The sequence below is a fragment of the Sphingomonas sp. EC-HK361 genome (genome assembly GCF_902498785.1).
GTDB lineage: Bacteria > Pseudomonadota > Alphaproteobacteria > Sphingomonadales > Sphingomonadaceae > Sphingomonas.
The window spans coordinates 1135130-1160613 of record NZ_LR701494.1; the positions used below are offsets into that span (position 1 = coordinate 1135130).

Below are 25484 nucleotides of genomic sequence, written 5' to 3' on the forward strand. Positions count from 1 at the left end.
CCTTGCGGGAAAGTGCTGGCGACGGCAAGCCGTTCCGCGACAGGGACGAAATCATGACCACCCACAAGCTTGCGATCTACGACATGGATCGCACGATCACCCATCTGCCGACATGGACCCCGTTCCTGATCGCGGCGGCACGCACGCTCGCGCCGTGGCGGCTCGCGCTGCTGCCCGTGGCCGGGCTTGCCGGTCTCGCCTATACAGCGCGGCTGATCGATCGCGCGCGGCTGAAACAGTGGACGCAGGCGATGCTGCTGGGCCGATCGCTCCGCGCCGATGACGCCGCACGCGTGGCCGACGATTTCGCGGCGCGTGTCGTGGCATCGGGGGTGTTTGCCGGCGCGCGCGCGCAGATCGAGGCCGATCGCGCCGCCGGCTACCGCCTTGTCATGGCGACCGCATCCTACCGCTTCTACGCCGGCGCCATCGCCGCGCAACTCGGCTTCGACGACACGATCGGGACCGAGACGATGACCGGCGCCGAAAACGCCATCGTCGCGCGCATCGCCGGCGAGAACTGCTACGGCCCGGTCAAGCTGCGCATGATAGAGGACTGGATGCGCGGCCAAGCCATCGGCCGCAAGACAAGCCACATCCGCTTCTATTCGGACCATGTCTCCGACGCGCCCGTCCTCGAATGGGCGGACGAAGCCTTTGCGGTCAACGCCCACGGCCCGCTGCGATCGCTCGCCAGCAAGCGCGGGTGGACCGTGCTGGATTGGGAGAGATAGGGCACAGCGCCGTTCGTTCGGTCGCCAAACCGGTGGCCGCCACTTCGGCTCTTCTCCAGCGGCCAGCGCAGAGGTCCGCGGGCAAGGTGATTTACCGGGGCGGTTGCATGAGTTCGATGTGTATGTTGTCCGGCCCCGACACATAGACAACGACCGTACCGGCGCGCGGCCCGGCTGGAACGGGTTGCGGCGACCCCTTGGCGTGCCAGCCATGTGCCTCGATCCTTTCCAATGCCGTTTCGATGTCGGCAACGGAAACGGCAATGTGCGCAGCGCCGATTGCGCCCGCGCTTTCAGGCGCTCGGTCCAACGTGTCGGACTTCGAATATTCGAGAAGCTCGATCGCATATCCCTCCGGCGAAACCACGACGGCCATTCTGCAATGAGGATCGTCCACTCCGGTCACATCCCGGAGAAAACTGCCGCCCATCTCGCCGGTGCGGACAAGCTCGAAACCCATTGCATCGGTCCAGAACGCCACCGCCTCGTCCAGTGACGCGACCGAAAACCCCATATGGTCAATTGCTACAGCGCCAGATTCCCGCGCCATCGTTCAACCTCCTTCAAATTCCCACATCGACCAGATGGATAAGAAGCCCGACCAGCCCGCCAACGATGGTGCCGTTGATCCGGATATATTGCAGGTCGCGCCCGACCGCGTTCTCCAGCCGCCGCGTGATGGTGCCGGTGTCCCACCCGCGCACCGTGTCGGACACGAGGCGCACGATCGCGTCGCCATAGTCGGCGGCGGCGCCGACGGCAGCGCGGCGGACGAAGCGGTTGATCGTGCGGCGCAGCTTCGGGTCGTGCTGGAGCGGCTCGCCGAGTTCGCGCAGCATCTCGCCCAGCCGCCCGGCCATCGCCGCGTCGGGATCGCGCGCGATCTTGAGCATCCCGCCACGCATCTGTTCCCACATGCCGTCGATCCAGCGCTGCATCGCGGGATTGTCGAGCAGATCGAGCTTCAGCGCTTCCACCCGCAGTCGCATCGTGGCGTCATGCTGGAGGTCATGGGCGAGCACCGCCAGCCCCTCCTCGGCCTTGTCGCGCAGCGGGTGGTGCGGATCGTCGGCCATGTCGGCGAGGAGCTGGTCGAGCCCGTCGATCAACTTGTTCGACAGCGTCTCGTCGAGCCCTGTCCAGCGCATGATCGATCCGGCGCGCTCATGCACCATCGCCCGGATCAGGTGATCGTTCGCCGCAAGCACCCTGCCCGCCCAGCGGACGATGCCGTCGAGCAGCGGCACGTGGCGGTTCTCGGCAATCGCCGCGGTCAGCGCCTGGCCGATCAGTGGTGCGACCTCCATCTGGCGCAAGCGCTGCGCGACCGTCGACTTGACGAGTCCGCCGAGCCGGTCCTGATCGAACGCCTGGAGCATCTCCGCCACCAGCCGCGATGCGCCGCGGCGCAGCCGGCCGGGTCCGCCCGGCGGCTGGGCGAGCCAGCGGCCGGCGGCCGAGGCGATATCGAGCCGCCGCATCCGCCGCGCGACCACCGCCGGCACAAGGAAGTTATTGCGCAGGAAGCTGGCGAGCGTTTCGCCGATCCGGTCCTTGTTGCGTGGGACGATCGCTGTGTGCGGGATCGGCAGGCCGAGCGGATGACGGAACAGCGCGGTCACCGCGAACCAGTCGGCGAGCCCGCCCACCATCGCCGCTTCGGCAAAGGCACGGACGAAGCCGAATGCGGGATGCGCCGGTTCCTGCCAGCGCGCGAGCGCGTAGGTCACGGCCATCAAGACGAGCAGCCCCGTCGCGACGACGCGCATCCGCACCAGCCCGGCAGGAGCGGCCTCGTGGGTCGGGCGCCGGCTGAAAGGAAGGGTCATGCCCGGAACAATCCCCGAAACCGGGGAATGTTCAAGGGCGATGAGATCCTCCCCGGCACGCGGAGGGGAACCGCGACGCGTAGCGGCGTGGTGCAGGGGGCCCGCCGCGAGCGATCCGTTCGTGGCGGACCCCCTCCACCATGCGGCGCATGGTCCCCCTCCCCGTGCCGGGGAGGATTTTTACTCCGCAGGCTGCGGCCCCTCCAGCCGTCCCGGCGCCGGCGGCAGCGTGCCGTGCGGCGCGACCGGACCGATCAGCGTCGAGCCGTCGTCGCCCGGACGATAGGTAAGCAGTCGCCGGCCGAGCTTCGGCCCGACCCAGCGCTCCACCCCGACCGCCAGGCTGAACGCCGCCGGCACGATGATGAGCGTAAGCAGCGTCGAGAGCGTCAGTCCGCCGATCACCGTGATGCCCATCGGCGCGCGCCACGATCCGTCGCCGCCGATCGACAGCGCGGTCGGGATCATGCCCGCAACCATCGCGACGGTCGTCATCACGATTGGCTGCGCCCGCTTGTGCCCGGCATCGAGGATCGCCTCGCGCACCGGAACGCCCTTGCCCATCTCCTCAAGCGCGAAGTCGATCAGCAGGATCGAGTTCTTCGCGACGATGCCGAGCAGCATGAGGAGCCCGATGAACACCGGCATCGACACCGGATTCCCAGTCACCAGCAGGCCTAACAGCCCGCCGAGCGGGGCGAGCAGCAGCGAGCCCATGTTGACCAGCGGCGGCAGCAGGCGGCGATAGAGCAGCACAAGCACCGCAAAGACCAGGAAAATGCCCGAAATCACCGCCATGATGAAGTTGTTGATCATCTCCGCCTGCCATTTCGACTGGCCGAGGACGATCTCGTTCACGCCCAGCGGCAGGTGCGACATCGTCGGCTGCGCGTGGATCTGCTTCTGCGCGACGCTGCTGACGATGCCGGGCGCCAGATCGGCGCCGATGGTCAACTGACGCTGCTGGTTGTTGCGCTGGATCTTGGTCGGGCCGGCGCCGAAGCCGATCTCGGCGACGACGCTCAGCGGAACCGACCCGCCGCTCTGCGTTTGCACGGGCAGGTTCTGGATCGTCGAGAGCCGCTCGCGCGCCGACTGATCGAGCGCGACGCGGATCGGGATCTGGCGATCGGAGAGCGAGAATCGCGCGCTGTTCTGGTCGATGTCACCAAGCGTCGCGATGCGGATCGCGCTCGACAGCGCCTGCGTCGTCACGCCCAGATTGGCGGCCAGGTCCATGCGCGGCCGGATGACGATTTCGGGACGGTTGAGATCGCCCGAAATGCGCGGCGCCACGAGCGTCGGCAGTTTCGCCATTTCCGCAACGATCTTGTTCGCGGTCTGGCGCAGCTGCACCGGGTCGTCCCCGCCGAGCGTGATCGACAGATCGCGGTTGCTGCCGCCCCAGCCGAACTGCGACTGGAAGTTCACGCGCGCATCGGGAATCTTGGCGAGCTGCGGCGCAAGACTGCGTTCGAACTCGGTCGATTTCATCGGCCGGTCGTCACGCAGCGTCGCGGTCACGCGGCCGCTGCCGATGAACGAGCGCGCATAGACCGATTCGACCATCGTCGTCTGGCTGCGCAGCAGCGCCGCGACGCGGTCCACGACCTTGCGCGTATCCTCCAGCGTGGTGCCAGGCACCATCTCGACGCTTACCGTGCTGCGGTCATTGTCCTGCGCCGGCTGGAAGGTCATCGGCAGCATCATGAAACAGGCGATCGTCGCGATGAACGCGAGCACGCCGACCCCGACGATCCATACCCGGTGATCGACGAAGCGCGCCGCGCGCCGCTTCAGCCAGCCCGCACCATCCCGCACGCGCTGCGCCTTTTCGGTGTTCAGCGTCCAGGCGAGCAGCCGCGTATAGCCGCGCATCATCGCATTCTCGCCGTGGCTCGCATGCCCGCTCGCCTTCAGGAAATAGGCGGCGATCATCGGCGTGACTAGGCGCGCGACCGCAAGGCTCATCAGCACCGACACGACGACGGTGAGGCCGAAATTCTTGAAGAACTGGCCCGAAATGCCGGGCATCAACCCGACCGGCAGGAACACCGCGACGATCGCCATCGTCGTCGCGAGCACCGCGAGACCGATCTCGTCCGCCGCGTCGATCGATGCCTGATAGGCGTTCTTGCCCATCCGCATATGCCGGACGATATTCTCGATCTCGACGATCGCGTCGTCGACCAGAACGCCCGCCACCAAACTGAGCGCTAGCAGCGTCATCTGGTTGAGCGTGAAGCCCAGCAAGTCCATGAACCAGAAGGCGGGGATTGCCGACAGCGGGATCGCGAGCGCGGAGATGATCGTCGCGCGCCAGTCGCGCAGGAACAGGAACACCACGACGACCGCGAGGACCGCGCCCTCGATCATCGCGTGGAGCGCGCTTTCATACTGCTCCTCGGCATATTTCGCGCCATTGTCGCGCAGCTTGAACTTCACGTTCGGCGTGCGCTTTTCGAGTGCGGCGAGCTTCGCCTGCGCGCCCTTGAAGACGCTGACGTCGGACGCGCCCTTCGCGCGCTTGAAGTCGAAGCTGACGACGGGGCGACCATCGACCGTCGCGGCCGATTGCGGCTCGGCATAGAGATCGCGCACCTGCGCCACGTCGACGAGGCGGATCGTCCGGCCAAGCCCGGTCGAAATCTGCGTCTGGCCGAGCTGATACGCGTTCTTCGCGTTGCCGAGGACACGCACCGATTGCTGCGATCCCGCGATCTCCGCGCGCCCGCCCGCGGCGTTCAGGTTCACCTGGCGCAGCTGCTGGTTCACTTCGGTTGCGGTCAGCCCGAACGACTGGAGCTTCGCCGGATCGAGGATAACGCGAATTTCGCGACTGACGCCGCCGTTACGCTCGACCTTCGACAGGCCCGGCACCGACAGCAATTCCTTCGCCACCGTATTGTCGATGAACCAGCTCAATTGCTCCATCGTCATGTCGGTGCCGATGACCGAATAGCTGCCGAGGTCGTTATCGGTCGTGTCGGCGCGCATGATCTGCGGCTCGAGGATGCCTTCGGGCAAATTGCCGCGGATCTGGCTAATCGCGCTGCGCACATCCTCCACCGCACGGTCAATCGGTGTGCCGATGTTGAGCTGGATGACGGTCGTCGATTCGCCTTCCTGGACGTCCGAGCTGATCTCGTCGATGCCCTGGAGCGAACGCACAGCCGCCTCGACGCGCTGGGTGACCTGGTTCTCCAGTTCGGTCGGCGCCGCGCCCGGCTGGCTGATCGAGACGATGACGACCGGGAAATCGATGTCCGGATCGTTGTTCACGTCCATCCGCATGAAGCTGACGATTCCCGCGACCGTCAACATCAGGAACAGCACGATCGACGGAACCGGGTTCCGGATCGACCAGGCGGAAATGTTGCGGAAATTCATGCCCCTACTCCGCACCGGCAGCAGCGACTGCCGCCTTCTGGACCACCGGCTTGATCTTCTGCCCCGGGTTAAGGAACGCGCCGGCGGACAGCACGACCCGCTCCGTTCCGTTCAAGCCGTCAGCGATCGCGACCGAATTGTCGGACACGGTGCCGATCTTCACGCCACGCCGTTCGATCTTGTCACCGGCGCCGATCACATACACGAAATTGCCGGCATCGTCGCTCTGGATCGCCGATTGCGGGAGTTCGGGCGCCTGCGCGGCGCCGCCGACGATCGTCGCAGACGCAAAGCCGCCCGGACGCAGCGCGGGATCGTATTTCAGCGCGATGCGCGCGATGCCCTGCCGCGTCTGCGGATCGATGACGGGCGAGACCTGCCAGACCTGGCCGGGAAACGCCTTCGTGTCGCCGACCGGAGTCACCTGCGCCTGCGCGCCGACCGGCAGGCCCATCAGATCGGTTTCGGCCAGCTGCGCCCGCATTTCCATTTCGCCGCCCTTCGCCATGCGGAAGAGCGTGCCCGACCCCGCCCCGACGATCTGCCCCGGCTCGACCGCACGGGTGAGCACGAGGCCAGCCGCCGGCGCGCGGATATCGAGGCGGCCGTTGCGCGCGCGCGTCTCCGAAAGCTGCGCTTGCGCGACCTTCACACGCGCCGCCGCCGCATCGCGCGTCGCAGCCTTTTGTTCGAGATCGGCCTTCGAGATGAACCCGCGATCGACCAGCTTGCTCGCACGGTCGAGATTCGACTGCGCGATGGCAAGATCGGACCGCGCGACCGCGACCGACGCGTCAAGCGACGCCGCAGTCTGGGTCTGCACCGAGCGATCGACCGTCGCGAGCACCTGTCCTGCACCGACCCACTGACCCGGCTGGACGAGCACGCGCGTCACCAAGCCGCCTTCGCCAGCGACGCCCACCGGCATGTCGACCCGTGCGGCAAGGCTGCCCGTCGCGTTGATCGTGCGATCGACGGTGTGACGGCCAGGCACGACGACGGTGACGCTCGGCACCTGCTCGACGGGCACGCCCGACGTCTTGGCGCCGTCCTTCTTGCCGCCGGAAAAGGCCCACACAGCGATCAGGATGGCAATGACGACGATGCCGGCGCCGACGAACAGCCGGCGACGGCTGCGGGGCGCGTCGGGTCCTTCGATCGCCAGCGGCTCACCCTCAAGGTTGCCCGATTCGTAGCTCATTCCCGTCACTTTCCCCGTCCCGGCTCTTCGCCGCAGCATTGCCCTGCCACGTGTATTATAAAAATAAAGCACCGACCTCAAGGGGGCACGGTGCGCTCGCGGCGATTTCTGCGCCTAGCGCGTTCGTTTTACAAGCGTATCGGTTAAGCCTGCGTATTGCTGCCCCACGCTAGGGCGGCGTCCTGTCGGCAGGATGTCGACGACCGAGGAGTGAACCCATGATCCTGCGTGCCGCGCTTTCGGCGCTTCCCCTGCTCGCCGCCCTCCCAGTCGCCGCGATGGCGCAGACGGCGACGGGCATAACCCCTCTGCCCGCCGATGCGACCCTGCTGGAGGTGACCGCCACCGGCCGCGTTACGCGCACGCCCGACATCGCGACCATTCGCGCCGGAGTCGTGACCCAGGCAAAGACCGCCGCCGCCGCCGTGTCCGAAAATGCGAGCCGGATGGCAAAGGTCGTCGCCGCGCTCAAAAGCGCCGGCGTCGCTGATCGCGATCTTTCCACCGCGGCGGTGAATCTGTCCCCGCAATATCGCTATGCCGAAAATCAGCCGCCGGTCGTCACCGGCTATCAGGCGACCAACAGCGTCAGCGTGAAGTTTCGCGATATCGGCAGGAGCGGGCGGATTCTCGACACGCTGGTGACCGAGGGTGCGAACCAGATCGATGGCCCGTCAATGTCGGTCGACAAGCCCGAAGCGGCGCTGGACGAGGCGCGCACCGACGCGATCACGCGCGCAAAGGCCCGCGCCGAACTCTATGCGCGCGCCGCCGGGCTGCGGGTCGAACGGATCGTGTCGATCAGCGAGAATGGCGAAGATGCGGGCGGGGGTCCGCGCCCGCCGGTCATGTATATGGCGCGCGCGAAGGCTGAATCCGACACGATCGTGCTGCCGGGCGAAACCGACCTGTCGGTGACGCTGGCGGTGCGTTTCGCGCTGCGCTGAGGCGTACAGCAAAACGGCCGCCCGAATGATCGGGCGGCCGCATGCTCTGTCCGAAGGCGGTCGGCGCTTAGCGCACGCTGCCGCGACGGATCAGGTTGACGATCGCGAGCAGGATGACGGCACCCAGCAGCGACACGAGGAAGGAATAGAGCGTCAGCGGCTGATTGTTGATCGATCCGCCCGAAAAGATCAGGCCGCCGATGAACGCGCCGACGATGCCCACGACGATGTTGAGCAGGATGCCCTGCTGACCATCGGTGCGCATGATCATGCTGGCAATCCAGCCAATGACGCCGCCGATGATGAGCCAGATGATGAGACCCATGATAAACTCCCCTGCGTTGCTAGCCCGCCACATCCGGGCCGTGGTGCAATTACTCGCGAGGGGGAGGATTGTTCCGCTTGCGTTTTAAACGTGGATCAACTTTTCAGTATTTTTGCTGGCGCTCGTAGAGCGATTTATAATGCTGGATGCGCGTGACGCGCAGCCCCGGCATGCCGGAGCGGTCGATGGCGCGCTGCCAGCCGGCGAATTCCTCGACCGTCAGGCCGTAGCGATCGCAGACCTCGTCCACGCTCAGCAGACCGCCGTTGACCGCAGCGACGACTTCCGCCTTGCGACGCACCACCCACCGCGTCGTGGACGGCGGCGGCAGCGTTTCGATCGTGAGCGACTCGCCAAGCGGGCCGATCACTTTTGCGGGGCGGATTTTCTGGTTCTGGATCATTGGTGCAACCTCTGGTTCGGGGCGGGGGGCCCCCTCTCCAAATCTCATGTCGGTGGTGTAGCGGCAGCCGCCTGAAGATCGGCTAAAGCGCCACGGTAAACGGACCCTTCATTCCTCTTTCCATCGCAATTGACGCGCCGCGACCGGACCGTTGAAGGCGCCGTGGAGCGGTGCGAGCAGCGTCGGTTCAACCGGCGCATTCAACAGTCGCGCATAGTTCGCGGCGGTCGGCGATCCGGCCTGGCGCGCCGCCACCCCGACCAGCAGGACCGCGAGGTCCGCCGGCAGCGTGGTGACCACCATATCCTTGTCGAACCGGGAAAAACCGAGATCCAAATCATCCGCTTTCGCTGTGCGCCGCCATCGGCCGACTCCGCTTTAGCCGCAGGGTCTGAAGGCTCGGTAAAGGCGGGTGAAACGCTTCGTTGAGAGAGGTTACTTTGCGCTTCGTGGCCCAAGCGCCTATGTGCGCGGCCGTGACGGAAGCCATAGATTTTCAGCTGGACGGCGACCTGTCGGGACGCCGCATCGTCGTCGCCATGTCGGGCGGCGTCGACAGCTCGGTCGTGGCTGCACTCGCCGCGCGGACGGGCGCAGAAACGATCGGCGTCACGCTCCAGCTCTACGATCACGGCGAGGCGGTCGGGCGGGCCGGCGCGTGCTGCGCCGGGCGCGATATCCGCGATGCACGCGCGGTCTGCGATACGCTCGGCATCGCGCATTATGTCTTCGACCACGAAAGCAGCTTTCGCGAGACGGTCGTCGATCACTTTGCGGACGAATATCTCGCCGGACGCACGCCCATTCCGTGCGTCCAGTGCAATATGGGGCCGAAGTTCACCGATCTGTTCCGGCTGGCGCGGGATCTGGGTGCCGACTGCCTCGCGACGGGGCATTATGTCCGCCGGGTCATCGGCCGCGAAGGCGCCGAACTCCGCCGCGGTGCCGATCCGGCACGCGACCAGAGCTATTTCCTGTTCGCGACCACGCCAGCGCAGCTCGATTTCCTGCGTTTCCCGCTGGGTGCGCTGCCAAAGACGCGGGTTCGCGAGATCGCGGCCGAGATCGGCCTCGGCATTGCCGCCAAGCCCGACAGCCAGGACATCTGCTTCGTCCCCGACGGCGACTATGCCGGACTGGTGAAAAAGCTGCGCCCGGAGGCGGAGCTTGCCGGCGAGATCGTCCATCTGGACGGCCGCACGCTCGGGCAACATCGCGGCATCATCCATTTCACCGTCGGTCAGCGCCGCGGTCTGGAGATCGGCGGCACGCCCGAACCGCTCTACGTCGTCCGCCTCGATGCGCAGGCGAACCGCGTCATCGTCGGCCCGCGCGCAGCGCTCGCGGTGGGCGCCGCGCGGCTGTCGAACATGAACATCCTCGGCCCGCTCGATCGGCCGCTGCTCGCCAAGGTCCGCTCGATGGCGAAACCGGCACCGGCGCGGATGGACGGCGACCGGCTGGTTTTCGAAGCCCCGGAATACGGCGTTTCCCCCGGCCAGGCCGCGGTGCTCTACGATGGCGACCGCGTGCTCGGCGGGGGCTGGATCGATGCGACGGAGGCTGCGTTCGAGGCGGGCGAACTGGCACTGGCTTCCTGATCGTCATCCCGGCGACGGCGCTCGATTCAATCCTCCCCTGAAAGGGGAGGGGGACCAGCGAAGCTGGTGGAGGGGTATCGCGCTATCGAGAGGGCGACACCCCTCCGTCAGCGCCGCGCTCTGCCACCTCCCCTTCCAGGGGAGGATCGATCAGGCGCGAAGCGCTGTCGGTTCCACACAGTTCCGAAACAGCATTTACCGCGACGCCATCGCCCGCGCAAAATGCACCTCCACCGCGCGCTTCACGCTTTCCGCGATCTTCGCGCGCCCCGTGGCGCTATCCAAGAACGTCGCGTCGGCGGGGTTCGAGATATAGCCCGTCTCGAACAGGATGGATGGCATGTCGGGCGCCTTCAGCACCATCAGCGATGCCATGCGGTGGAAGATCGCCTTGGTCGGAATGAGCGGCTTCGCCTCGCGCCCCAGCAGGCGGGCGAACCCGGCCGACGCGTTCATCGTCTCGCGCTGGGTCAGGTCGATCAGGATCGACGACACGTCGGCATTGCTACGACCGAGATCGACCCCGGCAATGATATCGGCCTTGTTCTCACGGCTCGCGAGACGCGCGGCTTCCTTGTCGGAAGCGACCTCGGACAGCGTGTAGACCGACGCACCGGTCGCGTCCTCCGATCCCACGCTGTCACAGTGGATCGAGATGAACAGGTCGCCGTGCAATTTGCGCGCGATGCCGTAGCGTTCGCGCAGGATCAGATAGCGATCGTCGTCCCGCGTCAGCGCGACCCGCACCCGGCCGGAAGCCAGAAGCGCGTCGCGGATCGCCTGCGCGATCTTCAGCGTCACGTCCTTTTCGCGCAGTCCCGTCACCGGGTTGATCGCGCCGGGATCGACCCCGCCATGCCCTGCATCGATGACGACGAGCGGACGGTCGGCATCGCCCTGCACGTCGGGCAGGATCACTTTCGAGGCGGCGGGCACCGGGATCGACAGCTTGTAGCGCGGTTTCGCCTTTCCCCAGTCGAACGACAGGAAATCGAGCGGCCCCGCCAGGCTGGCGCTAGAAAAGCGTGCGGCATCGACATCGCGCAACGTCAGGACCAGCGACGTCCCGCCGTCCTGGAATCCGCCATCGGCGATCACGGTCGGGCGATTGAGATCGAACACCACGCGCGCGCCGTTCGAACCCCGCGCGCCTTCGCGCACCGATGCGACCGTGCCGTCGAAACTATGGCGCGCGCCGGGCCGCGCACCGCTGACGTCGACGACGATCCGGCGCGACCCGTCGACGAGAAAGGCCGAGGCACGCTCGACCGCGTCGTCGAAGCGGATGACGATGCGGCCATCAGCCACCGCGACATGCTGCACGGTCGCAGCGAAGCCGGGGGTGCCGAGAAACAGGCTCGTCAGGAACGCGATCAGCATCGCCATCGCGCGACCATGGCGCGTGGGGCTGTTCCCGGTCCAGCGAAATTGCATAGCCAACCCACCTCTTGCGCTCGCCGATACGCGGCGAAAACGGGGTAGCGCTGATGGGCTGAAATCACGGTTGCCGGACTGGGTTAACACGGCGTTCGGCATTTTTCTGCCGCTCTGCCGGCAACAACCTGCCAGTTGATGCGCGAGCGATGCAATGCTAGGCCGGTTATCGACCGAAAACTGCGCGTCGTATGCGCGGTGCCCGGCTAACCGCCCGCCCGGGCTTTCCTAGGGGCGGGTGTCATCAGGTTGACGTTCGCATGCCGCATTTCCTCAAGTCCCGATCCCGCCAGGCCAGTGCCGGCGGACGCGCGGACCCGAGCCTGCGCCCGGGCCCATCGCCCCGGCATGCGCCGCGAACGAAGGCATTCATCCCGAATTGCGCTTGCGGGGGAGTTCCCCTGCCCGCGCCCAATCATCGCGCGCCGACCGGGCCGACAGGCCGTCCGCGCGCGTGGAGACTTTATAATGACAACGCGCATGCTGATCGACGCACGCCACCGGGAAGAGACCCGCGTGGCGGTGGTCAAGGGTAACCGGATCGAGGAGTTCGATTTCGAAAGTGCCGAGCGCAAGCAGCTCAAGGGCAATATCTATCTTGCGAAAGTAACCCGGGTCGAACCGTCGCTCCAGGCGGCGTTCATCGATTATGGCGGCAATCGCCACGGTTTCCTGGCGTTCAGCGAAATCCACCCCGACTATTATCAGATCCCCAAGGAAGACCGCGAGGCGCTGCTGCGCGAGGAGGCCGAGCACGCCGCCGAAGAGGCCGCGCTGCGCGCCGAGCAGGACGAGGCAGACGATCACGACGACGCGCAGGACATCGACGAGGAATCGATCGAGCGCTTCGACGACGATGGCGGCCACGAAGACGACGAGGCCCACGACGACGATGACGCGGGCGACGCGAAGCCCGCGCGCAAGTCGAACGGCAATGACGATCAGGTCGAGGCGCTGCGCCAGCGCCGCATGAACCTCAGGCGTCGCTACAAGATCCAGGACGTCATCCGCCGCCGTCAGGTTCTGCTCGTCCAGGTCGTGAAGGAAGAGCGCGGCAACAAGGGTGCAGCGCTCACCACCTACCTTTCGCTCGCCGGTCGCTACTGCGTGCTGATGCCCAACACGTCGCACGGCGGCGGGATCAGCCGGAAGATCAGCAATGCGGGCGACCGCAAGCGGCTGAAGACGATCATGGCCGAACTGGCGCTGCCGCCCTCGATGGGCTGCATCGTCCGCACCGCGGGGCTTCAGCGCACCAAGGTCGAGATCAAGCGCGACTTCGATTATCTCGCAAGGCTTTGGGACGGCATCCGCGAAGAGACGCTGAAGTCCGCCGCCCCCGCGCTCGTCTACGGCGACAGCGACCTGATGAAACGCGCGATCCGCGACATCTACAACAAGGAGATCGACGAGGTCATCGTCGAGGGCGATGACGGCTATCGCCAGGCCAAGGAGTTCATGAAGCTCCTGATGCCCAGCCACGCGAAGAAGGTGAAGCATTACAGCGATCCCGTCCCGCTCTATCAGCGCGCGGGCGTCGAGGATCAGCTCGCCGCGATGTATCACCCCGTCGTCCAGCTGAAGTCGGGCGGCTATCTGGTCATCAACCCGACCGAGGCGCTCGTCTCGATCGACATCAACTCGGGGCGTTCGACCCGCGAGCACAATATCGAGCAGACAGCGACCGCGACCAACCTCGAGGCTGCGCAGGAAATCGCGCGCCAGCTGCGCCTGCGCGACATGGCGGGCCTGGTCGTCATCGACTTCATCGACATGGACAACAATTCCAATGTCCGGAAGGTCGAGAAGGCGATGAAGGAGGCGCTGAAGAACGATCGCGCCCGCATCCAGGTCGGCCGCATCAGCAGCTTCGGGCTCATGGAAATGAGCCGCCAGCGGCTGCGCACCGGCGTGCTCGAAGCCTCCACCCGCGCCTGCCCCCACTGCGAGGGCACCGGACTCGTCCGCACCGCCTCCTCCGCCGGCCTTTCCGCGCTGCGCCTGATCGAGGACGAGGCGGCGCGCGGCCGTGGTTCGATCCTGACGCTGCGCGCCAGCGTCGAGGCGGCGGTCTATGTGCTCAACCGCAAGCGCGCCGACATCGCCGAGATCGAGGATCGCTACGGCGTACGCGTCGAGATCCTGCCCGACGGCGAGCAGGAAGGCGCGCGCATGTCGGTGGAGGCGTCCGGCCCGCCGCCCGCCTATGCACCCAAGTTCGAGGCACTGATCGAGGAACCCGAAGACGATATCGAGGACGATATCGAGGACGAGGTCGAGATCGAGGACGAGGACGAGGCCGACGACGCTCCCCGCGCAGAGCGTCGCGAGGCCGAGGGAGACCGCGAGGGCGGCAACCGCCGTCGCCGTCGCCGTCGTGGTCGCCGCGGTCGCAACCGTCCCGAGGGCGAGGGTGACGTGGGTGGCGAATCCGCGGAAGCCGGCGAGGTTTCGGCTGACGAGGATGGCGATGACGTCGAGGCTGTCGAGGCCGAAGCCGACGGCGAAACCCGCGGCGAGGGCGAGGGCCGTCGCCGCCGGGGACGTCGCGGTCGTCGCGGCGGACGTCGGGGCGAAGGCCGCGGCGATGCCCCGGCCGCTAACGAAGAGGCGGCGCCGATCGACGCGGTGACGGCGATCGTCTCCACCGAGGCACCGGTCGCCGAAGAGATCGAGGAGGCTGTGGCCCCCAAGACCCGACGCCGCCCGCGTGCGCGCAAGCCGATCGACGCTCCGGTCGAGGCCGAGGTTGCCGCTGAGCCGGCAGCGGAGGCACCGGTCGCCGAGGAGGCGCCCGCCAAGCCCAAGCGCACGCGTCGCAAGAAGGCCGATGCGGAGGCCGCTCCCGCGGCCGAGGCGCCGGTCGTTGCGGAGCCAGCCGCCGACGCGGAAGCACCGGCAAAGCCCAAGCGGACGCGTCGCAAGAAGGCTGATGTTGCGGCAGACGAAGCGGCTCCCGCGGTGGAGACAGCTGCCGAGGCTCCGGTCGCAGCCAATGACGCCGCGGCGAATGTGGCGGATGCGGACGCGACAGCCGAAGGCGATCAGAACAACGGCGACGGCTCCCCGCGCCGCGGCTGGTGGCAGCGCACCTTCGGCGCCTGATCGTCGAAAACGGACAGGAAAAGGACCGGTCGCGACACCGTCGCGGCCGGTCTTTTCGCATCCGCTTCACGCAACATTCAGGCCGGCGTCGCCAGGCATGCACCGCATGACGGTTGTCGCGCGCACCCCGATTGTGCTGTGGTCGCACGATGCAGGCTGAAACCTCCGGAACGACGAAGACCTTCGGTCTGCTTGCTGGCGTCCGCCGGCTGTTCGCCAGCCTCGTCATGCTCTCGTTGCTGTGGACGTCGCCGGCGCGCGCGCAGTCGATCCTGCGCGATGCCGAGACCGAGGCGCTGTTCGCGGACATGTCGCGCGATCTCATCAGGGCAGCCGGGCTCTCGCCCAACACCGTCAAGGTCGTCCTGATCAACGACGATTCGATCAACGCCTTCGTCGCTGGCGGGCAGATCGTCTATGTCCATTCAGGGCTGCTCCAGGCGGCATCGAGCGCCAACCAGGTCCAGGGCGTGATCGCACACGAACTCGGCCATATCGCCGACGGCCATGTCGTCACCGGCGATCAGGGTGCGAAGCCCGCGATGGGCATCACCGTGCTCAGCCTCGTCCTCGGGCTCGCCGCGATGGCAGCGGGGGCGGGCGATGCCGGCGCGGGAATCCTCGCCGCCGGTCAGCAGGCGGCGATGGGCAAGTATCTCGCCTTCAGCCGCACCCAGGAAGCGACGGCCGACGCCAGCGCGGTCAAGTATCTGCGCACCGCGGGCGTTTCCGGCAAAGGCATGCTGAGCTTCTTCAAGGTGCTCCAGCAGGAGGAATATCGCTACGGGCTGAGCAATATCGATCCGTTCATGCAGACCCACCCGCTGTCGGGCGAGCGCATCCAGAACATGACCGCCGATCTTCAGGCACAACCCGCCTGGAACAAGGCGCCCGACGCGGGGCTCGAGGAGCGGTTCAAGCGGGTGAAGGCGAAGCTGGAGGGCTATGTCATGGAGCCGTCGCGAACCATGCGTGACTATCCGGAAAGCGACCAGAGCCTCTATGCCCATTATGCGCGCGCCTATGCCTTCCACAAGGGTGGCTACCCGGACAAGGCGGATGCGGAAGCCGTCGCGCTGGTGAAGGCCGACCCCACCGATCCCTATTTCCAGGAAATTCGCGGCCAGATCCTGCTGGAAGCGGGCAAACCCGGGGAAGCGCTCTCCTATCTGAAAGCAGCGACCGCGGGATCGAACAACAATTCGCTCATCGCCACCACCTATGGCCACGCGCTGATCGCGACCGAGGACAAGGCGAACTATCCCGAGGCGGTGCGTGTCCTGCGCCTCGCGGTCGCGCGCGATACCGACAATCCGTTCGGCTGGTATCAGCTCGGCATGGCCTATGAGGCGTCGGGCGACACCGCGCACGCAGCGCTCGCCTCGGCCGAACAGGCCAGCCTCACCGGCGACAGCCGCACCGCCGCCCAGAGCGCAAGGACCGCGATGGCCGGCATCAAGCCCAACACCCCCGACTGGATCCGCGCGCAGGACATCGCGATGACCGCGCAGAACGATCTGGACGACAACAAGAAGAAGCGCCGGTGAACGAACGCCAGTTGAACAACCGCGGCCTCATGCTCGGCATGGTCGCGCTGGGCCTGATCTTCGGCGCGGGCGGCATGTATATCGCTGACCAGATGGCGCCGTCCGGGCTTGGGGGCGCGGACCGGGCGCGGGTCGAACAGGTCGTGCGTGATTACGTGCTTGCGAACCCGGAGCTGATTCCCGAGGCGATGCAGAAACTGCAGGACAAGCAGTTTTCGAAAGTGGTGCAGGACAACCGCGCCGCGATCACCACGCCATTCGGCAATGCGTGGATCGGCAACCCCAAGGGCGACGTGACCCTGGTCGAATATTACGACTATAACTGCACCTATTGCCGCGCGATGCTGCCGACCGTGGAACGGCTCGTGCAGGACGACCCCAATGTGCGCGTCGTCTTCAAGGAACTCCCCGTCCTCGCCGAGACGAGCCGCGCCGCCGCCCGCGTCGCGCTTACTGCCGCTGCGCAAGGCAAGTTCAAGCCCTTCCACGATGCGCTCTACGCCGCCGGCTCCGTCTCGGCGCAGACCATCGCCGCCGCCGCCGCAAAGGCCGGCATCGACCCCGCCAAGATCGACCCCCGCGCCGACAACCTCATCCGCGACAACCTCGAGATGGCCGGCCGTCTCGGCATGACGGGCACGCCGAGCTGGGTGGTGGGTGATCGCGTGCTGTCCGGCGCGCTGCCCTATGATGCGCTGAAAAAGGCGATCGCCGACGCGCGGAACCCGTGATTTTCCATTGCCCCGGACTTGTTCCGGGGTTCACTGCACCGCATATTCGAAGCTGAATGGGCGCGGCACAGTGGATGCCGGAACAAGTCCGGCATGACGAAGGGGCGTCCAAGACTCCATGACCGATCCGATCCTCAGCGTCGCCGGCGTCGCGAAGACCTATGCCGGCGGCACCACCGCACTTCACGCCGTCGATCTCACCATCAACAAGGGCGAGATTTTCGCGCTGCTCGGCCCGAACGGCGCGGGCAAGACGACGCTCATCAGCATCATCTGCGGGATCGTCACGCCGTCATCGGGAACGATCTCCGTCGCCGGGCATGATGCGATCCACGACTACAAGTTCGCGCGCCGCCGCGTCGGCCTCGTGCCGCAGGAATTGTCGGTCGACATGTTCGAAACGGTGCTCGCGACGGTTACCTACAGCCGCCGTCTCTTCGGCCTGCCGGCCAACCCCGCGCATATCGAGCAGGTGCTCCGCGATCTGTCGCTCTGGGACAAGCGCACGGCGAAGATCATGACACTGTCGGGCGGCATGAAGCGCCGCGTCCTCATCGCCAAGGCGCTCGCCCACGAACCCGAAATCCTGTTCCTCGACGAACCCACCGCCGGGGTCGATGTGTCCCTGCGCCGCGACATGTGGAAGCTCGTCCACCGCCTGCGCGAACACGGCACCACGATCATCCTGACGACGCACTATATCGAGGAGGCCGAGGAAATAGCCGACCGTGTCGGCGTCATCGACAAGGGCAAGCTGCTGCTGGTGGAGGACAAGGCCGTCCTCATGCGGAAGCTCGGCAAGCGCGAGCTCGACCTGACGCTCGCCGAGCCGATGGCCACGCTTCCCGGGGAGCTAGACGATTGGGACCTGAGCCTTGTCAACGACGGCAAGACGCTGCGCTACGTCTTCGACGCGACCGAGGAGCACACCGGCATCCCCTCGCTCCTGCGCAAGCTCGCGGAACTGCATATCGGCTTCAAGGACCTCGAAACCTCGAAGTCGAGCCTCGAGGATATTTTCGTAGATCTGGTGGGGGAGCGGGCATGAGGGCTTCTCTCGCCATAATGTATCCCCGCAAAGGCGGGGATACAGTCTGGGCTCCCGCCTTCGCGGGAGCACATCTTTACGCAGGGTATGGCCAGTGAACCCGCACAGCGTCTGGGCGATCTACCGCTTCGAAATGGCGCGCGCGTTGCGCACGTTGTGGCAGAGTCTCGTCACCCCGGTCCTCACCACCTCGCTCTATTTCATCGTCTTCGGCGGCGCGATCGGCAGCCGGATGCAGGAGGTCGGCGGGGTCGGCTACGGCAGCTTCATCGTGCCGGGCCTCATCATGCTCTCGCTCCTGACCCAGAGCATCTCGAACGCGTCGATCGGCATCTACTTCCCGAAATTCACCGGCACGGTTTATGAGCTGCTCTCCGCGCCTGTGTCGGCGTTCGAGATGGTGCTCGGCTTCGTCGGCGCCGCCGCCACGAAATCAGTCGTCCTCGGCCTCATCATCCTGGCGACAGCGGCGTTCTTCGTGCCGCTGAACATCGCGCACCCCGCCGCAATGATCGCCTTCCTGCTGCTGACCGCGATCGCGTTCAGCCTGTTCGGCTTCATCATCGGCATCTGGGCCAACGGCTTCGAGCAGCTGAACTTCATCCCCGCGCTGCTCATCACCCCGCTGACCTTCCTGGGCGGCGCCTTCTACTCGATCGACATGCTGCCCCAGCCGTGGCGGACGGTCAGCCTGTTCAACCCGGTCGTCTACCTGGTCAGCGGCTTTCGCTGGAGCTTCTTCGGCAAGGGCGATGTGGATGTCGGCATATCGCTCGCCGTCACCGCGGCGTTCCTGGCGCTGTGCATGGGGCTGATCGTGTGGATCTTCCGCACCGGCTGGCGGATGAAGAGCTAGGTCCTTATGAGGCGGCCCAGCGCGGGGCGGACGATCAGCGCGTTGAGATCGATGATCGCGTGAAAGGCGATCACGACCAACAGGCTGCGGGAAAACAGATAGAAGCCGGTCATCACCAGCCCGAGCACGAAGGTGGCGGCGACGCCCTTCCAGCCCTGATACAGATGCGCCGCCGCAAACAGGATCGCCGCGAAGGCGAACCCGGCGACCGCGCTGCCGGTCAACACCATCACCAGCAACGGGATCAACAGACGGAAGAACATCTCCTCGCTCAGCCCGGCATTCACGCTGAGCAGCGCGGCAAACGCCATCTCGCGCCCGTTGCGGGGCAGGAGCGCGTCGAAGTCCCCGACCTTGACCGCGGTCTTGCGACGACGCTCGATGAACCCCACCACGACCGACCCGACGATCCCGCCGATCACTGCGGCGCCTGCAATGGGCAGCAGCGAAAAATCATCGAGCTGCGGCAACCCAGCCGCGACGCCCGCGAACTCGTCCGGGAAGCGAAGCGGCGCATCCGCGCGCCCGAGCAATACCAGCTCCACGACGCTCAGCGCGCCGAAGAGCAGGAACGCCTTCACCGTCCAGACCCAGTAACGCCTCTGCCGCTCGCGCGTATCGGTCAGCGCCTTCATCCGCGCATATTCGGATCGATCACCGCGCAGGAACCAGCCGAAGCTGGCCAGCGCCACCAGCAGCAGGACGACCGCCAGCATCAGCCCAGCCGGTGCTCGCCCTTCACCCACCGCACCGTGCCCGACGAGGCGCGCATGACGACGCTCTCGGTCGTCATCTTGCCGGCCTTGCGCTTCACGCCCTCCAGCAGCGATCCGTCGGTCACCCCGGTAGCCGCGAAAATGCAGTCGCCCTTGGCGAGCTCGGTCAGATCATACTGGCGATCGAGGTCTTCGATCCCCCATTTGCGTGCCCGCCCGCGTTCGTCCTCATTGCGGAACAACAGCCGCCCCTTGAACTGTCCGCCGACGCAGCGCAGCGCCGCGCACGCCAGCACGCCCTCCGGCGCGCCGCCGGAGCCCATATAGACGTCGATCGTCGTATCCGGATCGGAGGTCGCGATGACGCCCGCCACGTCGCCGTCGCCGATCAGCATCACCCCGCAGCCGATCGTGCGCAGCTCGGCGATCAGCGCTTCGTGGCGCGGGCGATCGAGCACGCAGGCGATGATCTCCGCGGGCTTCACGCCCTTGGCCGCCGCGATCGCGGTGACGTTCTCGGTCGGGGTCCGGTCGAGGTCGATGATGTTCGCCGGAAAGCCCGGCCCGACCGCGATCTTGTCCATATACACGTCGGGCGCGTTGAGCAGGTTGCCCTCTTCCGCGATCGCCAGCACCGCGAGGCTGTTCGGTCCCGCCTTGGCGCAGATCGTCGTGCCTTCCAGCGGATCGAGCGCGATGTCGATCTTGGGCCCCTTGCCGATCGCGGAGCCGACCTTTTCGCCGATGAACAGCATCGGCGCCTCGTCGCGCTCGCCTTCACCGATCACGACGGTGCCGTCCATGTAGAGTTCGTTCAGCGCCTCGCGCATGGCTTCGACCGCGGCGGCATCGGCCGCCTTCTCGTCGCCGCGCCCGGTGAGCGCAGACGCAGCGATCGCCGCCGCCTCGGTCACGCGCACCATCTCGAGCACGAGCACGCGGTCGAGAACCTTGCTTGCCGTCGTCATTCTTATCCCCTCAGCTGTCATTGGCGCGGATCAGTCGCGCAGCAGTTCGTTGATGCTGGTCTTGGCGCGGGTCTGCGCATCGACCCGCTTGACGATGACCGCGCAGTAGAGCGCGAGGTTGCCGCCGCCGGTCGATCCCGGCACGACCACCGAATAGGGCGGCACCTCGCCGCGGAACACTTCGCCGGTCGCGCGGTCGATGATCTTGGTCGACGCGCCGAGATAGACGCCCATCGACAGCACCGCGCCCTCGCCGACTCGCACGCCCTCGGCCACTTCCGCGCGCGCGCCGATGAACGCGCCGTCACCGATGATGACGGGGTCGGCCTGGAGCGGTTCGAGCACGCCGCCGATCCCCGCGCCGCCCGACAGATGGACATTTTTCCCGATCTGCGCGCAACTGCCAACGGTCGCCCAGGTATCGACCATCGTGCCTTCGCCGACATAGGCGCCGATGTTCACGAAGCTCGGCATCAGCACCGCGCCCTTCCCGACAAACGCGCCGCGGCGCACGATGCTGCCCGGCACCGCGCGGAAGCCGGCGGTGCGGAACTCGCCTTCCGACCAGCCGCTGAACTTCGACGGCACCTTGTCGAACCAGTGGCCCGCGCCGGGGCCGTTATCGATGAGCGAATTGTCGTTGAGGCGAAAGCTCAGCAGCACCGCCTTCTTCAGCCACTGGTTGACCTGCCAGCCGCCTGCCCCATCCGGCTCCGCAACCCGCGCCGTCCCTGCATCGAGCATCGACAGCGCGCGCTCGACCGCGACGCGCGTCTCGCCCATCGTCTGGAAACCGATCGCCGCGCGGTCCTCCCACGCGGCGTCGATCGTGGCGGCCAAATCCTCGCTCATGCGTCCTCCAGCACCGAATGCAGCCAGTCGGTCAGATCATGGGTGGTAAAATCGATGAAGCTGCGGTCGCCGTCCGCCGCCTGTTCGGAGCCGTTGTCGACCCACAAGGTCGTCATGCCGATCGCCTTTGCGGGCTTCAGGTTGCGCGCCATATCCTCGACGAAGAGCGATTGGCGCGGGTTCAGATCGAACGCCGCGCAAAGCCCGGCATAGGCAGACGGTTCGGGCTTGGGGCGCAGATCCATCGCGTGGATATCGTGAATGCCCTCGAACGTCTCGCGCAGGCCCAGCCGTTCGAGAACCCGGAGCGCATAGGGGCCGTCGCCATTGGTGAAGACGATCTTGCGTCCCGGCAACCGCGCGATGGCGGCGGCGAGCGGCGCGTTTTCCTCCAGCACGTCCATCTCGATATCGTGGACATCGGCCAAAAAATGGTGCGGATCGACATCATGGCGCGCCATCAGTCCGGCGAGCGTCGTCCCGTGTGCGAGGAAATAATCCTTCTGCACCCGGTAGGCCGCGTCATGCTCCAGCCCCAGCAGATCGGCGACATAGGCGGTCATCTTCGCGTCGATTCGGTCGAACAGCCGCGCGCTCGCCGGATACAGCGTGTTGTCGAGATCGAAGATCCAGTTCCGGACATGATCGAGCCGCGCCTGCATGGCGCCGGCCCTAAAGCTGCGGGTCACGCGGGGCAAGCAAACCCCTTCCGATTGTCGCAATCGCTCCCATATCGGTTGCATGACGAAACTTTCCCTGCTCGATCTCGTCCCCGTCGTCGAAGGCGGCACTGTGCGCCAAGCCCTGCTCAACGCCGCCGACCTTGCCGCTCATGCCGAAAGCGTCGGCTTCCACCGATACTGGGTGGCGGAGCATCACGGGATGGACGGGATAGCAGGCGGCGCGACGTCGGTCGTGCTCGCGCATGTCGCAGCCGCGACGCGCAGCATCCGGGTCGGCTCGGGCGGGATCATGCTGCCCAACCATTCACCGCTTCAGATCGCCGAACAGTTCGGGACGCTCGATGCGCTGTATCCGGGCCGGATCGATCTGGGGCTCGGCCGCGCGCCCGGATCGGACCAGCGCGTCGCGCGCGCGCTCAGGCGGACCCTGGAAACCGACCCCAACGCCTTCCCCCGCGATGTGCTGGAGCTGCAAAGCTATTTCGCCGACGACGGCCAGACCGGCATCCGTGCGACTCCCGGCGCCGGCGCGAAGCCGGAACTGTGGATCCTCGGATCGAGCCTGTTCGGCGCGCAGCTCGCCGCGGCGCTCGGCCTGCCCTATGCCTTCGCCTCGCATTTCGCGCCCGACCTGCTCGATCAGGCGCTCGCGATTTATCGGCGTGATTTCAAGCCGTCGGCGGTCCTTGATCGGCCCTATGCGATGGCGGGGTTCAACGTCTTCGCCGCCGACACGGCCGAGGAAGCCGAGCTGATCGCGTCGTCGCAGCAGCAGTCGTTTGTCGCATTGCGCACCGGCAATCCGCGCCAGCTCCCCCCGCCCGTCGCCGGCTACCGCGAGAGCCTTGGCACACAGGCGTCAGCGATCCTCGATCATGTGCTGCAATGCTCGGCGGTCGGCACGCGCGATACGGTCGCGCGGCAGATGGCGGCATTCGTCGACCGCACCGGGGTCGACGAGGTCATGGTCGCGAGCGCGATCTACGACCCGCAGGCGCGTAAGAGGAGCCTGACGCTCACCGCCGAAGCGATGGGCGCCCTGCAACCCGCCTGATCGTATCGCGCGGTGCATCCGTTCGCATCGGCGCCCGTATCTCCGAACGCATCGCAACGACGATGCTTCAGGAGATCACGTGCCATGAACCGCTTGTCTCTCACCCTCGCCGGCGCGACCCTCGCGCTCGGCACGATCGCGTCTGCCCAGACCAACCCGATGGTCGGCGGCGCTGCCATGTATCCGACGAAGAACATCGTCGAGAATGCCGTCAATTCGAAGGACCACACGACGCTGGTCGCCGCCGTCAAGGCAGCCGGGCTCGTCGATACGCTGTCGGGTCCGGGTCCGTTCACGGTCTTCGCGCCGACCAATGCGGCCTTCGCAAAGCTGCCCGCGGGCACCGTCGATACGCTGGTGAAGCCCGAAAACAAGGCGAAGCTGACCGCGATCCTCACCTATCACGTCGTGCCGGGCAAGATCACCGCGGCGCAGATCGCCGCCAATGCCAAGGCGCATGGCGGCACCGCGACCTACAAGACCGTGCAGGGCGAATCGCTGAAGTTCATGAAGTCCGGCAACGGCTGGGCGATCATGGACGCCAAGGGCCACAAGGGCCGGATCACGATCGCCAATGTCTATCAGTCGAACGGCATGATCCACGTCATCGACACGGTGATGATGCCGTAACCGTTTGTCGGGCGGCGTTTCCCCTGTTGACGCCGCCCGGCAGCCTCGGCGGTCAGCTCGCCGCGGGTAACCGCAGACGCACGAGCAGACCGCCGAGGTCCTCGCTTTCCTCCAGGCTCACCGTGCCCTCATAGATCTCCGCGACATCGCGCACGATCGCGAGGCCGAGCCCGGTTCCCGGCTTGCCCGTGTCGAGCCGCACGCCGCGATCGAAGATGCGGACGCGCTCTTCCTCCGGAATACCAGTGCCGTCGTCCTCGACCAGGAACTCGACGAAGCCGGCCTGCGCGCCGACCGTCACGAAAACGCTGCCGCCACCATATTTCGCGGCATTCTCGATCAGATTGCCGAGCATCTCGTCGAGGTCCTGCCGCTCGACATGGACCTGCAGATCGCGCGGGCCGTCCACGTCAATACGCACGTGGCGGTAGAGCCGTCCGACCGCGCGCTCGACCGATTCGAGGCTCGGCCAGACCTCGGCGCGGCTATGCGCCGACCCGCGCCGCCCGACCGCGCGGGCGCGCGCCAGGTGGTGATCGACCTGCCGCCGCATCGTCCGCGCCTCGCGGATCACCGTCTCCGCCAGATCGGCCTGCTGCGCGGTCGCGGCGTTCATGATGACGGTCAGCGGGGTCTTCAGCGCATGGGCGAGGTTGCCGGCGTGACGCCGCGCCTCCTCCGCCTGCACCTCGTTATGCGCGATGAGCGCGTTCAGCTCCTCGACCATCGGCGCGACCTCGCGCGGCATGCCCGCATCGACGCGCGTCGCCCGCCCGGCCCGCATCCGGGCGATCTCCTCGCGCACCTTGCGCAGCGGCCACAGCCCGTACAGCGTCTGGAGCGAGGCGAGCGCGAGCAGCCCGAGCGCCAGCAACAGGAAACTGCGCACCAGCGTCCGCCTGAGCACCGCGATCTGCGCGTCCAGACCGTCCCGGCTACCGGCGACCTGGAACCGCCAGTGGACCTTCGATCCGGGCAGCGTCACATCGCGTTCGACGATGCGCAGCTTCTCGTCGGGAAACTGCGCGCTGTCATAGGAGTGGACGGTGCGGTCGTCGTGCGGGTCGCCATAGGCAAGCTGGCGGTCCCACAGCGAGCGCGACGGGAACGGCTCGCGGTTTCTGGCGGACACCTGCCAGTAGAGTCCGGAATTGGGCTCAAGGAACCGCTGGTCGGCGGGCTGGCGGTTGAAGATCACCTCGCCTTCGGGCCCGATTTCGGAGGACACGATAAGCGCGGTCAGCACATATTCCAGCTGATCGTCGAAATTGCGCGTGATCGCCGCCGACAGCACGCGGTCCAGCGCGAAGCCGCCGCCGGTCAGCAGCACGCCGATCCACGCCGCCGCGATCAGAATCATCCGCCGCGACAGCGACCCCGTGTGCCGCGGGCGGTTGATTGCGACGGCGTCCGGCACCGTGGTGGCGTCC

The 25484-nt window shown here is 66.6% G+C and carries 23 protein-coding genes; 10 read left to right on the plus strand and 13 right to left on the minus strand.

Annotated elements, in window-relative coordinates; genetic code table 11:
- Nucleotides 1-53: 53 nt before the first annotated feature.
- Entirely contained in the window at nt 54-734 is a 681-nt protein-coding gene (locus BOS5A_RS12735; protein ID WP_151955460.1) for an HAD family hydrolase, read from the plus strand.
- Between the two features lie 91 nt (nt 735-825).
- Here BOS5A_RS12735 and BOS5A_RS12740 read toward each other — a convergent pair whose 3' ends face one another.
- The 4 genes from BOS5A_RS12740 to BOS5A_RS12755 form a co-directional block, all read right to left on the minus strand.
- The gene (locus BOS5A_RS12740) at nt 826-1284 is read right to left on the minus strand and encodes a VOC family protein (RefSeq protein ID WP_199857364.1); all 459 of its coding nucleotides are present in this window, start codon (nt 1282-1284) and stop codon (nt 826-828) included.
- A 13-nt stretch (nt 1285-1297) separates the two neighbouring features.
- Nucleotides 1298-2563, minus strand: a complete 1266-nt coding sequence (locus tag BOS5A_RS12745) for a DUF445 domain-containing protein (protein ID WP_234419328.1) — start codon at nt 2561-2563, stop codon at nt 1298-1300.
- Nucleotides 2564-2743: 180 nt separating this feature from the next.
- Complete coding sequence (locus BOS5A_RS12750) at nt 2744-5953, minus strand: efflux RND transporter permease subunit (protein ID WP_151955461.1); 3210 nt, start codon at nt 5951-5953, stop codon at nt 2744-2746.
- 4 nt (nt 5954-5957) lie between these two features.
- On the minus strand, nt 5958-7154 hold the full coding sequence (locus tag BOS5A_RS12755; RefSeq protein WP_151955462.1) for an efflux RND transporter periplasmic adaptor subunit: 1197 nt from the start codon (nt 7152-7154) through the stop codon (nt 5958-5960).
- 218 nt (nt 7155-7372) lie between these two features.
- On the opposite strand from BOS5A_RS12755, the gene BOS5A_RS12760 reads away from it, so the two are divergent.
- Nucleotides 7373-8101 carry an SIMPL domain-containing protein gene (locus BOS5A_RS12760; RefSeq protein WP_151955463.1) on the plus strand — a complete coding sequence of 243 codons (729 nt, stop codon included), beginning with the start codon at nt 7373-7375 and terminating at the stop codon, nt 8099-8101.
- Nucleotides 8102-8168: 67 nt separating this feature from the next.
- Here BOS5A_RS12760 and BOS5A_RS12765 read toward each other — a convergent pair whose 3' ends face one another.
- The 3 genes from BOS5A_RS12765 to BOS5A_RS12775 form a co-directional block, all read right to left on the minus strand.
- A complete protein-coding gene (locus tag BOS5A_RS12765; protein ID WP_151955464.1) occupies nt 8169-8426 on the minus strand; it encodes a GlsB/YeaQ/YmgE family stress response membrane protein in 258 nt (85 codons plus the stop codon).
- Nucleotides 8427-8529: 103 nt separating this feature from the next.
- The gene (sciP, locus tag BOS5A_RS12770) at nt 8530-8829 is read right to left on the minus strand and encodes a CtrA inhibitor SciP (RefSeq protein ID WP_151955465.1); all 300 of its coding nucleotides are present in this window, start codon (nt 8827-8829) and stop codon (nt 8530-8532) included.
- Nucleotides 8830-8937: 108 nt separating this feature from the next.
- Nucleotides 8938-9165, minus strand: a complete 228-nt coding sequence (locus BOS5A_RS12775; protein ID WP_151955466.1) for a hypothetical protein — start codon at nt 9163-9165, stop codon at nt 8938-8940.
- A 128-nt stretch (nt 9166-9293) separates the two neighbouring features.
- On the opposite strand from BOS5A_RS12775, the gene mnmA reads away from it, so the two are divergent.
- Nucleotides 9294-10430, plus strand: coding sequence for a tRNA 2-thiouridine(34) synthase MnmA (gene mnmA / locus BOS5A_RS12780; protein ID WP_151955994.1), 1137 nt, complete (start codon nt 9294-9296; stop codon nt 10428-10430).
- Between the two features lie 195 nt (nt 10431-10625).
- On the opposite strand, the gene BOS5A_RS12785 is transcribed toward mnmA, so the two are convergent.
- Nucleotides 10626-11816, minus strand: a complete 1191-nt coding sequence (locus tag BOS5A_RS12785; protein WP_151955467.1) for an N-acetylmuramoyl-L-alanine amidase — start codon at nt 11814-11816, stop codon at nt 10626-10628.
- A gap of 528 nt (nt 11817-12344) precedes the next feature.
- Here BOS5A_RS12785 and BOS5A_RS12790 point away from each other — a divergent pair.
- From BOS5A_RS12790 to BOS5A_RS12810, 5 genes are all read left to right on the plus strand, one after another.
- The gene (locus tag BOS5A_RS12790; protein ID WP_151955995.1) at nt 12345-14969 is read left to right on the plus strand and encodes an Rne/Rng family ribonuclease; all 2625 of its coding nucleotides are present in this window, start codon (nt 12345-12347) and stop codon (nt 14967-14969) included.
- A 149-nt stretch (nt 14970-15118) separates the two neighbouring features.
- Nucleotides 15119-16516, plus strand: coding sequence for a M48 family metalloprotease (locus tag BOS5A_RS12795; RefSeq protein ID WP_151955468.1), 1398 nt, complete (start codon nt 15119-15121; stop codon nt 16514-16516).
- Nucleotides 16513-17247 (plus strand): DsbA family protein, encoded by a 735-nt coding sequence (locus tag BOS5A_RS12800; RefSeq protein WP_234419329.1) that lies wholly within the window; start codon nt 16513-16515, stop codon nt 17245-17247. The genes BOS5A_RS12795 and BOS5A_RS12800 overlap by 4 nt, the downstream gene beginning before the upstream one ends.
- A 118-nt stretch (nt 17248-17365) precedes the next feature.
- Complete coding sequence (locus tag BOS5A_RS12805; RefSeq protein ID WP_151955469.1) at nt 17366-18295, plus strand: ABC transporter ATP-binding protein; 930 nt, start codon at nt 17366-17368, stop codon at nt 18293-18295.
- A 94-nt stretch (nt 18296-18389) separates the two neighbouring features.
- Complete coding sequence (locus BOS5A_RS12810; protein ID WP_151955470.1) at nt 18390-19151, plus strand: ABC transporter permease; 762 nt, start codon at nt 18390-18392, stop codon at nt 19149-19151.
- On the opposite strand, the gene BOS5A_RS12815 is transcribed toward BOS5A_RS12810, so the two are convergent.
- From BOS5A_RS12815 to BOS5A_RS12830, 4 genes are read right to left on the minus strand one after another with little or no spacing between them, the layout of a single operon-like run.
- On the minus strand, nt 19148-19867 hold the full coding sequence (locus tag BOS5A_RS12815; protein WP_151955471.1) for a CPBP family intramembrane glutamic endopeptidase: 720 nt from the start codon (nt 19865-19867) through the stop codon (nt 19148-19150). The genes BOS5A_RS12810 and BOS5A_RS12815 overlap by 4 nt on opposite strands.
- Nucleotides 19867-20835, minus strand: coding sequence for a class II fructose-bisphosphatase (gene glpX, locus BOS5A_RS12820; RefSeq protein ID WP_151955472.1), 969 nt, complete (start codon nt 20833-20835; stop codon nt 19867-19869). The genes BOS5A_RS12815 and glpX overlap by 1 nt, the downstream gene beginning before the upstream one ends.
- A gap of 30 nt (nt 20836-20865) precedes the next feature.
- Entirely contained in the window at nt 20866-21687 is an 822-nt protein-coding gene (gene dapD, locus BOS5A_RS12825; protein WP_151955473.1) for a 2,3,4,5-tetrahydropyridine-2,6-dicarboxylate N-succinyltransferase, read from the minus strand.
- The gene (locus tag BOS5A_RS12830) at nt 21684-22349 is read right to left on the minus strand and encodes a pyrimidine 5'-nucleotidase (RefSeq protein WP_151955997.1); all 666 of its coding nucleotides are present in this window, start codon (nt 22347-22349) and stop codon (nt 21684-21686) included. Before BOS5A_RS12830 ends, dapD begins: the two co-directional genes overlap by 4 nt.
- Before the next feature lie 79 nt (nt 22350-22428).
- On the opposite strand from BOS5A_RS12830, the gene BOS5A_RS12835 reads away from it, so the two are divergent.
- Together BOS5A_RS12835 and BOS5A_RS12840 are read left to right on the plus strand one after the other, a co-directional pair.
- Nucleotides 22429-23424: an LLM class flavin-dependent oxidoreductase gene (locus BOS5A_RS12835; RefSeq protein WP_151955474.1), complete on the plus strand. Its 996-nt coding sequence runs from the start codon at nt 22429-22431 to the stop codon at nt 23422-23424.
- An 84-nt stretch (nt 23425-23508) separates the two neighbouring features.
- The gene (locus tag BOS5A_RS12840; protein ID WP_151955475.1) at nt 23509-24054 is read left to right on the plus strand and encodes a fasciclin domain-containing protein; all 546 of its coding nucleotides are present in this window, start codon (nt 23509-23511) and stop codon (nt 24052-24054) included.
- A gap of 52 nt (nt 24055-24106) precedes the next feature.
- Here the strand turns inward: BOS5A_RS12840 and BOS5A_RS12845 are convergent, their stop codons facing one another.
- Nucleotides 24107-25414, minus strand: coding sequence for a sensor histidine kinase (locus BOS5A_RS12845; protein ID WP_151955998.1), 1308 nt, complete (start codon nt 25412-25414; stop codon nt 24107-24109).
- Nucleotides 25415-25484: the final 70 nt, after the last annotated feature.

Bases quoted from the DNA above. Each gene is read 5' to 3' on its own strand.
- BOS5A_RS12805 (WP_151955469.1), top strand. From the start codon at position 17,366: ATGACCGATCCGATCCTCAGCGTCGCCGGCGTCGCGAAGACCTATGCC.
- BOS5A_RS12760 (WP_151955463.1), top strand. From the start codon at position 7,373: ATGATCCTGCGTGCCGCGCTTTCGGCGCTTCCCCTGCTCGCCGCCCTC.
- dapD (WP_151955473.1), bottom strand. From the start codon at position 21,687: ATGAGCGAGGATTTGGCCGCCACGATCGACGCCGCGTGGGAGGACCGC.
- BOS5A_RS12740 (WP_199857364.1), bottom strand. From the start codon at position 1,284: ATGGCGCGGGAATCTGGCGCTGTAGCAATTGACCATATGGGGTTTTCG.
- BOS5A_RS12755 (WP_151955462.1), bottom strand. From the start codon at position 7,154: ATGAGCTACGAATCGGGCAACCTTGAGGGTGAGCCGCTGGCGATCGAA.
- BOS5A_RS12795 (WP_151955468.1), top strand. From the start codon at position 15,119: ATGCAGGCTGAAACCTCCGGAACGACGAAGACCTTCGGTCTGCTTGCT.
- sciP (WP_151955465.1), bottom strand. From the start codon at position 8,829: ATGATCCAGAACCAGAAAATCCGCCCCGCAAAAGTGATCGGCCCGCTT.
- glpX (WP_151955472.1), bottom strand. From the start codon at position 20,835: ATGACGACGGCAAGCAAGGTTCTCGACCGCGTGCTCGTGCTCGAGATG.
- BOS5A_RS12785 (WP_151955467.1), bottom strand. From the start codon at position 11,816: ATGGCGATGCTGATCGCGTTCCTGACGAGCCTGTTTCTCGGCACCCCC.
- BOS5A_RS12790 (WP_151955995.1), top strand. From the start codon at position 12,345: ATGCTGATCGACGCACGCCACCGGGAAGAGACCCGCGTGGCGGTGGTC.
- BOS5A_RS12840 (WP_151955475.1), top strand. From the start codon at position 23,509: ATGAACCGCTTGTCTCTCACCCTCGCCGGCGCGACCCTCGCGCTCGGC.
- BOS5A_RS12830 (WP_151955997.1), bottom strand. From the start codon at position 22,349: ATGCAGGCGCGGCTCGATCATGTCCGGAACTGGATCTTCGATCTCGAC.
- BOS5A_RS12750 (WP_151955461.1), bottom strand. From the start codon at position 5,953: ATGAATTTCCGCAACATTTCCGCCTGGTCGATCCGGAACCCGGTTCCG.
- BOS5A_RS12845 (WP_151955998.1), bottom strand. From the start codon at position 25,414: ATGATTCTGATCGCGGCGGCGTGGATCGGCGTGCTGCTGACCGGCGGC.
- mnmA (WP_151955994.1), top strand. From the start codon at position 9,294: ATGTGCGCGGCCGTGACGGAAGCCATAGATTTTCAGCTGGACGGCGAC.
- BOS5A_RS12835 (WP_151955474.1), top strand. From the start codon at position 22,429: ATGACGAAACTTTCCCTGCTCGATCTCGTCCCCGTCGTCGAAGGCGGC.
- BOS5A_RS12815 (WP_151955471.1), bottom strand. From the start codon at position 19,867: ATGCTGGCGGTCGTCCTGCTGCTGGTGGCGCTGGCCAGCTTCGGCTGG.
- BOS5A_RS12765 (WP_151955464.1), bottom strand. From the start codon at position 8,426: ATGGGTCTCATCATCTGGCTCATCATCGGCGGCGTCATTGGCTGGATT.
- BOS5A_RS12735 (WP_151955460.1), top strand. From the start codon at position 54: ATGACCACCCACAAGCTTGCGATCTACGACATGGATCGCACGATCACC.
- BOS5A_RS12745 (WP_234419328.1), bottom strand. From the start codon at position 2,563: ATGACCCTTCCTTTCAGCCGGCGCCCGACCCACGAGGCCGCTCCTGCC.